General features: G+C 70.4%; 13 protein-coding genes. 9 read left to right on the top strand and 4 right to left on the bottom strand.

Going from position 1 to position 14,344, the window contains the following annotated elements; translation table 11 throughout:
- Positions 1-99 precede the first annotated feature (99 nt).
- Entirely contained in the window at positions 100-513 is a 414-nt protein-coding gene (locus tag ACFT9I_RS05985) for a rodlin (RefSeq protein ID WP_382561231.1), read from the bottom strand.
- Between the two features lie 218 nt (positions 514-731).
- Between ACFT9I_RS05985 and ACFT9I_RS05980 the strand changes: the two genes are divergently transcribed.
- Positions 732-1,142, top strand: a complete 411-nt coding sequence (locus ACFT9I_RS05980) for a rodlin (RefSeq protein ID WP_382561229.1) — start codon at positions 732-734, stop codon at positions 1,140-1,142.
- 191 nt (positions 1,143-1,333) lie between these two features.
- On the top strand, positions 1,334-1,741 hold the full coding sequence (locus ACFT9I_RS05975) for a rodlin (RefSeq protein WP_382561227.1): 408 nt from the start codon (positions 1,334-1,336) through the stop codon (positions 1,739-1,741).
- A gap of 76 nt (positions 1,742-1,817) precedes the next feature.
- Here ACFT9I_RS05975 and ACFT9I_RS05970 read toward each other — a convergent pair whose 3' ends face one another.
- Positions 1,818-2,300, bottom strand: a complete 483-nt coding sequence (locus tag ACFT9I_RS05970) for a GNAT family N-acetyltransferase (protein ID WP_382561256.1) — start codon at positions 2,298-2,300, stop codon at positions 1,818-1,820.
- A 40-nt stretch (positions 2,301-2,340) separates the two neighbouring features.
- Between ACFT9I_RS05970 and ACFT9I_RS05965 the strand changes: the two genes are divergently transcribed.
- Positions 2,341-3,141 (top strand): exodeoxyribonuclease III, encoded by an 801-nt coding sequence (locus ACFT9I_RS05965; protein WP_382561225.1) that lies wholly within the window; start codon positions 2,341-2,343, stop codon positions 3,139-3,141.
- A gap of 8 nt (positions 3,142-3,149) precedes the next feature.
- Here ACFT9I_RS05965 and ACFT9I_RS05960 read toward each other — a convergent pair whose 3' ends face one another.
- Positions 3,150-3,800: a MerR family transcriptional regulator gene (locus ACFT9I_RS05960; RefSeq protein ID WP_382561223.1), complete on the bottom strand. Its 651-nt coding sequence runs from the start codon at positions 3,798-3,800 to the stop codon at positions 3,150-3,152.
- A 142-nt stretch (positions 3,801-3,942) separates the two neighbouring features.
- On the opposite strand from ACFT9I_RS05960, the gene ACFT9I_RS05955 reads away from it, so the two are divergent.
- The 4 genes from ACFT9I_RS05955 (at position 3,943) to ACFT9I_RS05940 (ending at position 7,572) form a co-directional block, all read left to right on the top strand.
- Positions 3,943-5,460 (top strand): flavin-containing monooxygenase, encoded by a 1,518-nt coding sequence (locus ACFT9I_RS05955; RefSeq protein ID WP_382561221.1) that lies wholly within the window; start codon positions 3,943-3,945, stop codon positions 5,458-5,460.
- Complete coding sequence (locus ACFT9I_RS05950; protein WP_382561219.1) at positions 5,457-6,377, top strand: alpha/beta fold hydrolase; 921 nt, start codon at positions 5,457-5,459, stop codon at positions 6,375-6,377. The genes ACFT9I_RS05955 and ACFT9I_RS05950 overlap by 4 nt, the downstream gene beginning before the upstream one ends.
- Positions 6,374-7,255, top strand: a complete 882-nt coding sequence (locus tag ACFT9I_RS05945) for an SDR family oxidoreductase (protein ID WP_382561217.1) — start codon at positions 6,374-6,376, stop codon at positions 7,253-7,255. Before ACFT9I_RS05950 ends, ACFT9I_RS05945 begins: the two co-directional genes overlap by 4 nt.
- A 107-nt stretch (positions 7,256-7,362) precedes the next feature.
- Positions 7,363-7,572: a hypothetical protein gene (locus ACFT9I_RS05940; RefSeq protein ID WP_382561215.1), complete on the top strand. Its 210-nt coding sequence runs from the start codon at positions 7,363-7,365 to the stop codon at positions 7,570-7,572.
- A gap of 91 nt (positions 7,573-7,663) precedes the next feature.
- Here ACFT9I_RS05940 and ACFT9I_RS05935 read toward each other — a convergent pair whose 3' ends face one another.
- Positions 7,664-11,044 (bottom strand): S41 family peptidase, encoded by a 3,381-nt coding sequence (locus tag ACFT9I_RS05935; protein ID WP_382561213.1) that lies wholly within the window; start codon positions 11,042-11,044, stop codon positions 7,664-7,666.
- 290 nt (positions 11,045-11,334) lie between these two features.
- Between ACFT9I_RS05935 and ACFT9I_RS05930 the strand changes: the two genes are divergently transcribed.
- Together ACFT9I_RS05930 and ACFT9I_RS05925 are read left to right on the top strand one after the other, a co-directional pair.
- Entirely contained in the window at positions 11,335-11,907 is a 573-nt protein-coding gene (locus ACFT9I_RS05930) for a TetR/AcrR family transcriptional regulator (protein WP_382561211.1), read from the top strand.
- A 169-nt stretch (positions 11,908-12,076) separates the two neighbouring features.
- Positions 12,077-14,335: an MMPL family transporter gene (locus tag ACFT9I_RS05925; RefSeq protein WP_382561209.1), complete on the top strand. Its 2,259-nt coding sequence runs from the start codon at positions 12,077-12,079 to the stop codon at positions 14,333-14,335.
- The last annotated feature ends 9 nt before the right edge of the window (positions 14,336-14,344 follow it).

Below are 14,344 nucleotides of genomic sequence, written 5' to 3'. Positions count from 1 at the left end.
GGCACGGGAGCCGTTCATATGACACTGAGACCGGCCGGGGCGAATTCGCCCCGGCCGGTCTCAGTTCGGCCCGGAATGGCGCCGTAAAGGCAATGGCTGTCAGCCGTTGCCCGCACCGTTGGCCGAGAGGACCGGAATGTCCCCGAGGAGGTGCGAGAGGGGCTCGTCGCCCTTCGCCTGCGTGGAGTTCTCGACGCACTGCTGGTTCTGCGGGGAGGACAGGACGTTGATGTCCTGGACCGCGACCGGCACGAGAATTCCGACGAGCGAGCCGACGTTGGCCTTGGCCGGCAGGCCGACGCAGAGCTTGTTGAGCGAGCCCTGCACAAGGGTGGCCTGCGGGCTCAGGTTGCCGTGGGTGGCGGCGTTGCCGTGCGACTCCTTGGAGCCGTTGCCGCTCAGCGAGGTGGTGCCGGTGTCGTTGCCGACGGCGAGTGCCGGCGACGCGACCGCGGCGGAGGCGCCGACCACGGAGGCGGTGACCGCCGCAGCCGCCAGGATCTTCTTGATCACGGTTAGTTCCTTTTCTCAAGAAATGCAGGTGGTGCGGCCTGCCCAACCGAATGGCCCGGGTTTGGTTCCGGTCCTTCACTCGTTCGGATTGTGCGGCCCGAGCGGGCTGATTGAGTGCCTAATGGGCTGTTGGAGTGAAGCGCGATAACTAAACCTGCGGAATGTAGTTGCTCATGGCGCCCCGGGGACTTGGGGCATCCTTCAGAAGGGGACTCATCGTGATCAAGAAGGTTATGGCCACTGCGGCCGTCGCTGCTTCCGTCGTCGGCATGTCGGCTATGGCCGCGCCGTCCGCTTTCGCCGTCGGTGACGACGCGGGCACCACGTCGCTCAGCGGCAACGGCGCCCTCCAGTCGTACGGCAACTCGGCGACGTACGGGAACATGAGCCCGCAGATGGCGCTCATCCAGGGCTCGCTCAACAAGCCCTGCATCGGCCTGCCGGCCAAGATCAACGCGGGTTCGCTCGTGGGCCTCGTGCCGATCGCGGTCCAGGACGTCAACGTCCTGTCCTCGCCGCAGAACCAGCAGTGTGTCGAGAACTCGACGCAGGCGAAGGGCGACGAGCCGCTGTCGCACCTCCTGAACGACATCCCGATCCTGTCGGCCAACGGCGCGGGCAACGGCTGATATCGAGGCTGAATAACGTTGCCGGGTCACCGCTGAATTCGGCGGTGGCCCGGTCGTTTTCACGCGCGCGGCGACTCACCGATATGCCTTATGGGCTGTTCGGGGGAACGGGCGCAACCAAACGTCGTGTGGCGAGTTGAACGACTCGGAACTCCACCGGTGGAGTTCCGACTTTCCGGAAAGGCAACAAAATGAACAAGCTGTGGGCTACCGCTGCTGTAGCGGCCACGATGGTCGGCGGCCTCGCCGCCACCGCGTCGCCGGCGCTGGCGATCGGCAACGACACGGGCACGACGTCGCTCAGTGGCAACGGTGCCGAGCAGGAGTTCGGCAACTCGGAGACCCACGGGGACATGAGCCCGCAGCTCAGCCTCGTGCAGGGCACGCTCAACAAGCCCTGCATCGGTCTGCCCGTCAAGGCCAACGTCGGTTCGCTCGTGGGCCTCGTGCCGATCGCGGTCCAGGACATCAACGTCCTGTCCTCCCCGCAGAACCAGCAGTGCACCGAGAACTCGACGCAGGCGAAGGGCGACGAGCCCCTGTCGCACATCCTGGAGGACATCCCGATCCTCTCGGCGAACGGCGTGGGCAACCACTGACGTTCCCGCCTCAGGCCCGGTCCGGCAGCTCGGCTGCCGGGCCGGGCTCTGTCGTTTCCTGGGCTGTCCAGGGGTGCTACCCGAGCGGCTTGGCCAGGCAGATGCTCAGCGGGTCGTTCCGGTAGTGGCCGAACTTCGGGCAGTCCGTGTAGCCGCTGGACCGGTAGAGCGCGATGGCCTCCGGCTGCTTGGTACCCGTCTCCAGCACCATGCGGGTACGGCCCGCCGCGCGGGCGTCCTCCTCCAGCAGCGCGAGGATACGGCGGGCCAGCCCGAGGCCGCGGGCCTCCACCGTCACGTACATCCGCTTGATCTCTGCGTCGCCGTCCGAGTAGCCCTCGTCGTTGGTCTCCTGCGCGCGCCAGCCGCCGGAGGCGACCGGGCGGTCGTCGGCGTCGTCGTAGGCGAGGAAGTAGACGCCGCGGGGCGGGTCGAACATCCGGGGGTGGAGCACGGTGGCGTCACCCTCGCTGTCGTAACGCGCGGCGTATTCGAGTTGGACCTCGGCGTCGAGCTTCACTGCGTCGGGGTGGTCGGCGGGGACCTGACGTATTTGGATGGCCACGGCATCGATCGTAGAGCCTGGGTAGGGTGCCGGAATGCTCACTGTGACTTCCGTGAATGTGAACGGGCTCCGCGCCGCCGCGAAGAAGGGCTTCGTGGAGTGGCTGGCCGGGACCGGGGCCGATGTGGTCTGCCTCCAGGAGGTGCGCGCCGAGGAGGATCAGCTGGCCGAGGGGGTGCGGAAGCCCGAGGGGTGGCACACGGTGTTCGCCCCGGCGGCGGCCAAGGGCCGCGCGGGTGTCGCGCTCTACTCGCGGCGGGAGCCGGAGCGGGTGCGGATCGGGTTCGGCAGCGCGGAGTTCGACACGAGCGGGCGGTACGTCGAGATCGACCTGCCCGGCGTGACGGTGGCCAGCCTCTATCTGCCGTCGGGCGACGTGGGCACGGAGCGCCAGGACGAGAAGGTCCGGTTCATGGACGAGTTCCTGACCTACCTCGGCGGGCTCAAGGAGCGCGCGGCGGCGGCCGGCCGGGAGGTGCTGGTCTGCGGCGACTGGAACATCGCCCACCAGGAGGCCGACCTCAAGAACTGGAAGGCCAACCGCAAGGAGTCCGGCTTCCTGCCCGAGGAGCGCGCGTGGCTGACGCGGGTCTTCGACGAGGCGTCGTACGTGGACGTGGTCCGCGCCCTGCACCCGGACCAGACCGGGCCGTACACCTGGTGGTCCTACCGCGGGCGCGCGTTCGACAACGACACGGGCTGGCGCATCGACTACCACGTGGCGACGGCGGGGCTGGCGGAGCGCGCGGTGAAGGCGTGGGTGGAGCGGGCGGCGACGCACGACGAGCGCTGGAGTGACCACGCGCCGGTGAGCGTCGCGTACGAGCTGGGGTAGCGGGGCTTTTACGGCTTCCGCAGGCGGCGGTCCAGGGCCATCGAGAGTTCCGCCTCCACCACGCTCTTGGCGAGGGGGCGCAGGGTCTCCGGGGTCGTGGCGCCCGCGTGGGTCTTGAGCATCGTCGCGAAGAGTTCGGCCAGTGCGTCCGCGTGGACGCGGACCTGGCGGCCGGCCTCGAAGACCGCCGCCAGGGGGACGCCCTCGCGGACCAGGGCGGCGGAGACGTCCAGGAGGCGGCGGCTGATGTGGACGAGGTCGTCGCCGTCGGTGGCGAGGTAGCCGAGTTCGAGGGCGGTGGCCAGGTTCTCCGCCGTGACCTCGCCCTCGAAGTGGTCGGCCAGCTCCTCGGGGGTGAGGCGGACCGGTGTTTCCTCGGTCGGTTCGCCGAGGCCCAGCACCTCGCCCACGTCGCGGCCGCTCTCGAAGGCGGTGGCGAGGTCGGCGATGCCGTTGAGGGTGTGGCCGCGTTCCAGGAGGGCGGCGATCGTGCGCAGTCTGGCCAGGTGGTGGCTGTCGTACCAGGCGATCCGGCCCTCCTTGCGGGGCGGCGGGATCAGGCCGCGTTCGCGGTAGAAGCGGACCGTACGCACCGTGATGCCGGCCGCGTCGGCCAGTTCCTTCATGCGGTACTCGCGGACTTCTTCCTGGTCGGACATGCCGGTCAGCCTATGCCGTTGTACCGGCGGTAACTTTTCTCGTTCGCCCCCTACCCATGAGTAAGGAGCTGCCCTACTCTCCCAACAGTGCCAGTGATTACTGGCGCGGTTCGGTGCGGGTACTCCGGCGGGAGGCGGCGGCATGGCCAAGCACGAGCATGTACGGGTGGCGGTGATCGGGTCCGGATTCGGTGGCCTGGGGGCCGCCGTCCGGCTGCGGCGCGACGGGATCACCGACTTCGTCGTCCTGGAACGGGCCGACTCGGTCGGCGGCACATGGCGCGACAACAGCTATCCGGGGTGCGCGTGCGACGTGCCCTCGCACCTCTACTCGTTCTCCTTCGCGCCCAACCCCGACTGGCCGCGCACCTTCTCCGGTCAGCGGCACATCCGCGCGTACCTGGAGCACGTCGCCGACACCTTCGGGCTCCGGCCGCACATCCGGCTGAACCACGAGGTCCGGCTGATGCGCTGGATCGCCGAGGCGGCGCACTGGGAGATCGAGACCGCGCGCGGGATCGTCACGGCGGACGTCGTCGTCTCCGCGACGGGGGCGCTGTCGGACCCGAAGGTGCCGGACGTGCCCGGCCTCGACTCGTTCCCGGGGAAGGTCTTCCACTCCGCGCGCTGGGACCACGGATACGACCTGCGGGGCAAGCGCGTCGCGGTGGTCGGGACCGGTGCGTCGGCGATCCAGATCGTGCCGGCCGTCCAGCCCGACGTGGCGAGGCTGACGCTGTTCCAGCGCACCCCGCCGTGGGTGCTGCCGCGCACGGACCGGGCGATCTCCGCCGCCGAGCGGTGGCTGCACCGGAAGGTCCCGGTCACCGGTACCGCACGGCGCCAACTGCTCTGGGGAATCAGGGAGTTGCAGGTCCAGGCGTTCACCAAGCGGCCCAACGAGCTGGGGCTCGTGGAGCTCCTCGGCAAGGCCAACATCGCGCGGGCGATCAAGGACCCCGCGCTGCGGGCCGCGTTGACCCCCTCGTACCGCATCGGCTGCAAACGGATCCTGCTGTCCAGCGCGTACTATCCGGCGCTCGCGCGGCCCAATGTGGATGTCGTGGCGTCCGGGCTGGCCGAGGTGCGCGGGTCGACCGTCGTGGCGGCCGACGGCCGCGAGACCGAGGTCGACGCGATCGTCTTCGGGACCGGCTTCCATGTCACCGACATGCCCATCGCCGAGCGGGTGGTGGGCGCGGACGGCAGCACGCTCGCCGACGCGTGGAAGGACGGCATGGAGTCGCTGCGCGGCGCGACCGCCGTCGGCTTCCCCAACTGGATGACCGTCGTCGGCCCGAACACCGGACTCGGCAACTCCTCGATGATCCTGATGATCGAGGCCCAGCTCAACTATCTCAGCGGCTATCTGCGCGCGCTCGGCTCGCTCGGCGCGGGCGCCGCGCTCACCCCCAAACCGGTGGCCGTCGACGCCTGGAACCGACGCGTGCAGGAGCGGATGAAGCGCACCGTGTGGAACACCGGCGGCTGCACCAGCTGGTATCTGGACGCCAACGGGCGCAACACCACGATCTGGCCGGGGACGACGACCGAGTTCCGCCGGGCGACACGGGACGTGGACCTGAGGGAGTACGACGTCGCCCACGCGCGGGCGGCGAGGGCGCAGGCCGAGTCGCAGACCAAGGAGACACTTCGATGACGACGGACCCCGACCCCCGTGTGCTGACGGCGACTTCCGCCGACGGCTCACGCCTGCACATCGAGGTGTACGGCTCCGAGGGGGCGCCCGCGATTGTCCTGATCCATGGGTGGACCTGCTCGACTCTCTTCTGGGCCGCGCAGATCGACGACCTCGCCGCGGACCACCGCGTGATCGTCTACGACCAGCGCGGGCACGGCCGTTCGCCCGCCGTCGGCCGGGACGGATACACGACCGACGCGCTCGCCGACGACCTGGAGGCGGTGCTGGGCGCGACCCTCGCGCCGGGTGAGAAGGCGGTGCTGGCCGGGCACTCCATGGGCGGTATGACGCTGATGGCCGCGTCGGCGCGGCCCGCGTTCCGGGAGCACGCGGCGGCGGCGCTGCTGTGCAGCACGGGCAGTTCGAGCCTGGTCGCCGAATCGCGCGTGGTGCCGATGCGCCCCGGTCGGGTACGGACCCGGCTGACCCGGCTGATCCTCGGCGCGCGGGCCCCGCTGGGGCCGGTCACACCCGTCTCGAAGCGGATCCTGCGCTACGGGACGATGGGGCCCGGTACGGCGCCGGACCGGGTCGACGCGTGCGCGCGGATCGTGCACGCGTGTCCGCGCGCGGTGCGGGTGGCCTGGTCGCATGTGCTCGGTGAGCTGGATCTCGACGCGGGTGTGGGTGAGTTGCGGGTGCCCACGGCAGTCGTCACGGGGACCGCCGACCGGTTGACGCCCTCGGTGCTGGCGCGCCGGCTGGCCGACGCGCTGCCCGACTGCGTGGGCCTCACCGAGTTGACCGGGATGGGGCACATGACGCCGGTGGAGGCGCCGGAGGCGGTGACAGCCGTGATCCGCGGGTTGGCGGACGACCACCTCAGGGCCGGTGCCGGTAAGACCCAGCATGCCGACAAGGAGAGTGCCGTATGAGCAGGGTCGGTCTCGAAGGACAGGTCGCCGTCGTCACCGGCGCGGCGCGTGGCGTGGGCGAACTGCTGGCCCGCAAGCTCTCGGCGCGCGGCGCGCGGGTGGCTCTCGTGGGCCTGGAGGCCGACGAGTTGAAGGACGTGGCGAGCAGGCTGCACACCGAGTGCGAGCACTGGTACGCCGATGTCACGAATCAGGAGGAGATGACCCGCGTCGCGGGGGAGGTCAAGCGGCGCTTCGGGAAGGTCGACATCGTCGTGGCCAACGCGGGTGTGGCGGCGGGCGGTCCGTTCCTGGACTCCGACCCCGCCGCCTGGCGGCGGGTCATCGAGGTCAATCTCATCGGCGGCGCGGTCACGGCGCGCGCGTTCCTGCCCGTACTGATGGAGAGCCGCGGCTACTTCCTCCAGATCGCCTCGCTCGCCGCGATCACCCCCGCGCCCCTGATGACCGCGTACTGCGCCTCCAAGTCGGGCGTCGAGGCGTTCGCGCACAGCCTGCGCGCCGAGGTCGGGTACAAGGGTGTCCGGGTCGGCGTCGGCTATCTCTCGTGGACCGACACCGACATGGTGCGCGGCGCCGACGAGGACGAGGTGATGCGCGAGATGCGGCGCCGGCTGCCGTGGCCGGCCAACAAGACGTATCCGCTCGGGCCCGCCGTCGAGCGCATCGTGACCGGGATCGAGCGGCGTTCGGCGCATGTGTACGCGCAGTGGTGGCTGCGCGGCACGCAGTCCGTACGCGGGTATCTGCCGGGCCTGATCGCGGCCGTCGGAAGCCGCCACGTGCGGAGCCTCGACCCGCGGCTCGGGGGAGTGGGCAAGGGGCTCGTGGGGGCGGGCGGGGCGGCCGACGAGCGGGAGCGCACGGAGCGTAACTGATCGAAATGCGCGGTATGTCGGTGCGTGTAAGTCTGGTCTGGGTCCGGACAGGGCCCAGGCCCTGGATCTCTCCACGGGCCTCACCGGACTTTCAGGAGTGAGTTTCGATGGGTATCGCCGACCAGTTCAAGGACAAGTCGCAGCAGCTCGCCGACAAGGCGCAGAAGGCGCAGGAGGCGAAGACGGCCAACGGCGAGAAGGACGAGGCGTCCGAGCGCTCCTCGCGGGACGAGGACCGGATGCAGGACGAGCGGGCGCGTGCGCAGCAGCGTGCGCAGGACGCGCGTGACCGTTTCGCCGACGACTACGACGCCTGAGCTGGTGGTCCGCACTTCGTAGTTCGCAGGGAAGCGCACCTGGTGCCCGTGCATCAGGTGCGCTTCTCTGTGCCGACGGCGGTCGGCGGGATCAGCTTCGCGGCGGCAGCTGCGGGCGGCGGCGGTCCGGGACGTCGCCGTAGCCGGGCGGGGTCGCCGCCGGCTGCTTGGCCAGCAGCTCCAGCGCCACCCACACCGCGTCGTCGAGCTGCGCGTGCCGCCCCTCCGCCCAGTCGAGCGGGGTGCGCAGCGCCTCGATGTCCGGCTCCACGCCGTGGTTCTCGACCGACCAGCCGTAGGCGTCGAACCAGGCCGCGTTCATCGGCACCGTGATCACGCTGCCGTCGCCCAGCCGGTGTCGGCCGGTCATGCCGACCACCCCGCCCCAGGTGCGCTGCCCGACGACCGGGCCCAGCTTCAGCAGCCGGAAGGCGGCCGTGATCATGTCGCCGTCGGACGAGGTGGCCTCGTCCGCGATGGCGACGACCGGGCCGCGCGGGGCGTTGGAGGCGTAACTGACCGCCTGGGCGTTACGCGTCAGGTCCCAGCCGAGGATGCGCCGTGTCAGCTTCTCCACGACCAGTTCGCTGATGTGGCCGCCCGCGTTTCCCCGTACGTCCACGATCAGCGCGGGCCGGGAAACCTCCAGCCGCAGATCGCGGTTGAACTGCGCCCAGCCCGAGCCGCCCATGTCGGGGATGTGGAGATAGCCGCACTTGCCGCCGCTCATCTCGCGGACCACCTCGCGGCGCTTGGCCACCCAGTCCTGGTAGCGCAGCGGCCGTTCGTCCACGAGCGGGACGATCGCCACGCGGCGTGAACCGCCGTGCCGGATACCGCCGTTGGTCGTCGACAGATCCTCGGCGGGGCGGAACGTCAGCTCGACCGTCGTACCGCCGGCGGCGGACAGCAGCGGGAAGGGGCCGGTCACCGGGTCGACGGGCCGGCCGTCGACATGGGTGAGGACGGCGCCCTCGCGGATGCCCGTACCGGCGAGCGGGGAGCGGGCCTTGGAGTCCGACGACTCGCCGGGCAGGATCCGCTTCACCAGCCATTCGCCGTCCCGGCAGACGAGGTTGGCGCCGAGCAGGCCCATGGCGCGCTGGTAGTGCGCCGGCCCCTCGTTGCGGCGGGCGGGCGTGACGTACGCGTGCGAGGTGCCCAGCTCGCCGAGTGCCTCGCGCAGCAGATCGGCGAACTCGTCGGGGGACGCGACGCGTTCGACCAGCGGGCGGTACTGGTCGAGCACCGCGTCCCAGTCGATGCCGCACATGTCGGGTTCCCAGAAGTACGAGCGGATGATGCGGCCCGCCTCCGCGTACGCCTGGCGCCATTCGGCCGCGGGGTCGACCTCGTGCAGGATGCGGCGCAGGTCGAGATGGACGGTCGAGTCGCTGTCGCCGGGCTCGGTGGCGGGTACGGCGCGCAGCTCGTCGTCGTCCACGACCACGAGCCGGGAGCCGTCGCGGCTGAGCGCGAACCAGTCGAGGTGGTCCACGAGTTCGCTCTTGCGCGCCTTGGTGATGTCGAAGTGTTCGAGGGTGGGACGGCCCGAGGTGTCGGCGGGGTTGGCGAACGTCTCGCCGAGCGCGCCGGAGATCGGCCAGCGCAGCCAGACCAGGCCGCCGCCGCTGACGGGCTGCAGGGCGGAGTACTTGGACGCGGACACGGGGAAGGGCGTGACGCGGCTGGCGAGTCCTTCGACCTCGACCGTGACCGTACTGTCGGCCACCGCGGTGGTGCCGTCGGACGGGACGACCGGCACCGGGTCGAGGCCGCCGGCGGCCGGGCGGCCGTCCGGGAGGAGCGCGAACGGCGAGGGCGTCGCCGACGACAGCGGTACGAGGTAGGGGCGGCAGCCCAGCGGGAAGGAGAGGTCCCCCGTGTGCACGTCGTACACGGGGTCGAATCCGCGCCAGGAAAGAAAGGCGAGATATCGGCCGTCCCGCGTGAAAACCGGATTCTCGTCCTCGAAGCGGCCGTTGGTGACATCGACGATCGTACGGTCGGGGATCCGCGCCATCTTGATCTGGCGCAGCGAGCGGCCGACACCGGGGTGGGACCAGGCGATCCAGTCGCCGTCGGGGGAGAACGCGAGGTCGGTGACGGGGCCGTTGACGGAGCGGATCAGCTCGGTGACCTCCTCGGCCGCGTCCTCGGCTTCAACCGCGTCCGCAACCGCGGCTTCCGGCACGACGCCTGACGTGGCGTCGTCTGACGCATCGTCAGGGACCGTCAGTATCAGCAGCCTTCCGTCGTGCGTGCTCAGCGCCAGCCGTTCGCCGTCCGGGTCCGCGATCAGTTCGTGGACGCGCCCCAGTCGCCCGGAGGCGAGCCGCACCGGCGGCCGGTCGCCGCTCGCGCGCGGCAGGTAGGCGATCTCGATCGCGTCCTCGCCGTCCGCGTCCGTGACGTAGGCGACCTTGCCGCCGCTGCCCAGCATCTCGGGCAGCCGCACCCGTACGCCCGGGGTGTCCGTGATCGTGCGGGCCGGGCCGTCGCGGTGGGTGAGCCAGTACAGGCTGCCGCGTACGGAGACGGCGCTCGCCCGGCCCGTGGTGTCCACGGAGATCGAGTCGACGTGGTGGGCGGCCGGGACCTGGTACGTACGCCGGCCGGCGCGCGGACCGCCGAGCCGTACCGACAGCTTGCGCGGCACCGAGTCCGGCGCCAGCGAGTCCACCAGCCACAGGTCTCCCGCGCACTGGTAGACGACCCGGCGCCCGTCGGACGACGCGTGGCGGGCGTAGAACGCGTCGTGGTCGGTGTGCCGGCGCAGGTCGGTGCCGTCGGGGAGCGTCGAGTAGAGATTGCCGACGCCCTCGTGGTCGGAGAGGAACGCGATGCGCCCGTCCACGAACATCGGGCAGTCGAGATGGCCGGGCAGATCCGCCAGCAGCCGCTCGCCGTGCAGCCACAGCCGCCCCGTGGCGCCGCCCCGGTACCGCTTCCAGGCGGCCGGTTCGTGCGGCGGCTTCCCGGTCAGCAGCAGGCTGCGGCGCTCGCCCTCGATGTCGGCGATCGCGATGTCGGCGACCGGGCCCCAGGGGAGTTTTCCGCCGGGGGAGCCGTCGGTCGGGACGCTGTAGGCCCAGGAGTAGTACGAGAAGGGCTGGCCGTGCGAGGAGACGGCGAGGATCTGCGCCGTGCCGTCCTTGTCCGGCGGCGTCCAGCCGCAGACGCGGGTGTCGGTCGATCCCCAGTAGCTGAGCCGGCGGGCCGGGCCGCCGGCCACCGGCGCCAGATGGATCTCCGGATCCAGGCTGCGCCAGCTCGTATAGGCGATCTGGCCGCCGTCGGGCGAGAACCGCGGATGCCCCACTCGCGTGCGGTCGACGGTCACCCGCCAGGCACGGTCCGGGCGGTGCTTGGCCGACGAGAGAGGGGCGACCCAGAGGTCGTCCTCGGCGGCGAAACACAACAAGTCGTCGTGCAGGTGCGGATAGCGGAGATACGCGACGTCGTCACTCACCCCCCAATGCTTTCCGTGCGGGAGGGGCGCGGCAACTCGTGGAAGGAGACAGGTTGGCCGGATGTGTTCGGCGGGCACTCGGTCGTGTGAGCGGGCGGGGCGTCGGACGTCACCCGAGAGGTCGCCCGAGAGGTCGCCGGAGGGGTCGCCGGAGGGGTCGCCGGAGGGGGCGGCCGGGATGTGGCGGAGCCCACAAGCGAAACGTTGCCGTTTCGATGAGGGTGGGGTTATCTTCGTACTGTACGAAACCGTTTCGTTTGGCTCATCGATACCTCGACGGGAGGTCGACCGTGGCACGCACCAGACTCACGCCGGAGCGCGAGAGCGAGTTGTACGGCACCACGCTCGACCTGTTGCGCGAGGTCGGCTACGACGCCCTCACCATGGACGCCATCGCCGCCCGCACCCACTCCAGCAAAGCCACCCTCTACCGCCAGTGGGGGAGCAAGCCGGAGCTCGTCGCACGAGCCCTCCGCGACAACAAGCCGGCCGATGTCGCACAGATCGACACCGGCTCGCTGCGCGGGGACTTCCACGCCATGGTCTCGATGGCCGACGACTGCCAGATGGAACGGGACTCCGCGCTGATGCGGGGCCTGGCCCATGCCGTTCACACCAACCCCGATCTCCATCTCGCGCTGCGTGAACTGCTCATCGAGCCCGAGCTCAACGGGCTCCATGTGTTCCTGCGCCGCGCCGTGGACCGGGGTGAGATCAGCGCGGACCAACCCGCGCTGAAGTACGTCACACACATGCTGGTCGGCGCCTTCGTCGCCCGGCAGCTCGTTGAGGACCGCTCTGTCGACCAGGCGTTCCTCCGCGACTATCTCGACGCCGTGCTTCTCCCCGCTCTCGGCGTCTGACCTCCCCGAAGCTCCGCAGCTACGCCTCCCTGGGCCGCTCGCCCACCTCCGGGGTTCCCCAGCAGTACCCGGTGCCCTTCCCGGCACCAGCACCTGACGCGTGTCGCTCTCGCGCCGTCGGTCGGCTCCCCATGCCCTTTGATCCGCCCCCAGACCGGGAGTACGCCTCGTGGCCACGTTTCTTTACAAACTCGGACGGTTCGCCTTCCGACGCCGAAATCTCGTCGCCTTCGTATGGGTGGCGCTGCTCGCCCTCGCGGGCGTCGGCGCGGCATCCGCGTCCACCGCGACATCCAGCTCCTTCTCCATTCCCGGTACGGAGGCCCAGAAGGCCTTCGACCTGCTGGAAGAGCGCTTCCCCGGCGGGAGCGCCGACGGGGCGACCGCGCGGGTCGTCTTCAAGGCGCCGGACGGCGAGAAGATGACCTCCGCCGCCAACAAGGCCGAGGTCGAGAAGATCGTCGACGAGCTGCCCGCGGGATCCGACCAGATCGCGCAGGTCACCGACCCGTACACGGCCAAGGCCGTCTCGAAGGACGGTACGACCGCCTACGTCTCGGTCACGTACAAGGTCAGTTCGATGGAGCTGACCGAGGAGACCCGTACGGCGCTGGAGGAGACGGGGCACGAGGCGCGGGACACCGGGCTGACCGTCGAGATCGGCGGTGACGCGCTGCAGGCCGCACCGGAGACCGGGGCCACCGAGATCATCGGCATCGCCGTGGCCGCCGTCGTACTCGTCATCACCTTCGGTTCGCTGATCGCGGCGGGACTGCCACTGCTCACCGCCCTCGTCGGCGTAGGAATCGGCGTCTCGACCATCACCGCGCTGGCGAGCGTGATGGATCTCGGCTCCACCACCAGCATTCTCGCGATGATGATCGGCCTCGCCGTCGGCATCGACTACGCCCTGTTCATCGTCTCCCGCTACCGGGCGGAGCTGGCGGAAGGGCGTGAACCCGAGGAAGCCGCCGGACGGGCGGCCGGTACGGCCGGATCCGCCGTGGTCTTCGCCGGGCTCACCGTCGTCATCGCGCTCGTCGGCCTCGCCGTCGTCAACATCCCGATGCTCACCAAGATGGGCGCCGCCGCGGCCGGCACGGTCGTCATCGCCGTCCTCATCGCGCTCACGCTCGTCCCGGCCGTGCTGGGATTCGCGGGCAAGCGCGTGCACGGCAAGAAGGTGCGCGAGCGGCAGGCCCGGGAGCGGGCGGCCTCCGCCGACGGCAAGATCGCCGAGGGCAAGCCCAACATGGGCACCCGCTGGGCGCGCTTCGTGCTGCGCCGCCCCGTCGCCGTACTCGTCACCGCGGTTGTCGGTCTCGGCATCATCGCCGTCCCGGCCACCTCGCTGGAGATGGGTCTGCCCGACGACGGTTCGCAGCCGACCAGCACCACGCAGCGCAAGGCGTACGACCTGCTCTCCGACGGTTTCGGGCCCGGCTTCAACGGCCCGCTGATGGTCGTCGTGGACGGCAAGGGCGACGACAACGCCAAGCAGACCGCCGGGCAGGTCACCGACGCCGTCGAGGACATGAAGGGCGTCGCGGCGGTCACCCCCGCCACGTACAACAAGGCCGGCGACACGGCGACGATCACGGTCGTCCCGAAGGACCGCCCCTCGTCCGTGGAGACGGAGAACCTGGTCCACGCCATCCGCGACGCGGGCGGCGAGATCGCCTCGGGCAGCGAGGCGAAGGTGCTGGTCACCGGCGCCACCGCGATGAACACCGACTTCTCCGAGAAGATGAACGACGCGCTGCTGCCCTACCTCGCGCTCGTCGTGGGTCTGGCGTTCCTGCTGCTGATGCTGGTCTTCCGGTCGATCCTGGTCCCGCTCAAGGCGGCCCTCGGGTTCCTGCTGTCGGTCGTCGCCGCGCTCGGCGCGGTGGTCGCGGTCTTCCAGTGGGGCTGGCTCGGGAGCCTGTTCGGGGTCGAGCAGACCGGTCCGATCATGTCGATGATGCCGATCTTCATGGTGGGTGTGGTCTTCGGTCTCGCCATGGACTACGAGGTCTTCCTGGTCACGCGGATGCGCGAGGCGTACGTCCACGGGGAGCGGCCGGGACAGGCGATCGCCACCGGCTTCCGGCACGGCACGCGGGTCGTCACCGCCGCCGCGATCATCATGATGGCCGTCTTCGCGGGCTTCATCGGCTCCAGCGAGTCCATGGTCAAGATGATCGGCTTCTCGCTGGCCATCGCGGTCTTCTTCGACGCGTTCGTGGTCCGCATGGCCATCGTCCCGGCGGTGCTCGCGCTGCTCGGCAACAAGGCGTGGTGGCTGCCGCGCTGGCTGGACCGGCTGCTGCCGAACGTGGACGTGGAGGGCGAGCAGCTGCGGAAGATGCTGGAGAAGGAGTCGGACACCGCCGGCTCGGGGCCGGACTCCGGTCCGGGCTCGGAGAAGGAGCTGGTGCGGGTCTGATCTGACCCG

Source organism: Streptomyces sp. NPDC057137, from assembly GCF_042670825.1.
Classification (GTDB): Bacteria; Actinomycetota; Actinomycetes; order Streptomycetales; family Streptomycetaceae; genus Streptomyces.
Note: the sequence above shows the minus strand (reverse complement) of the source record. Positions and strands in the feature narration are given on the sequence as shown.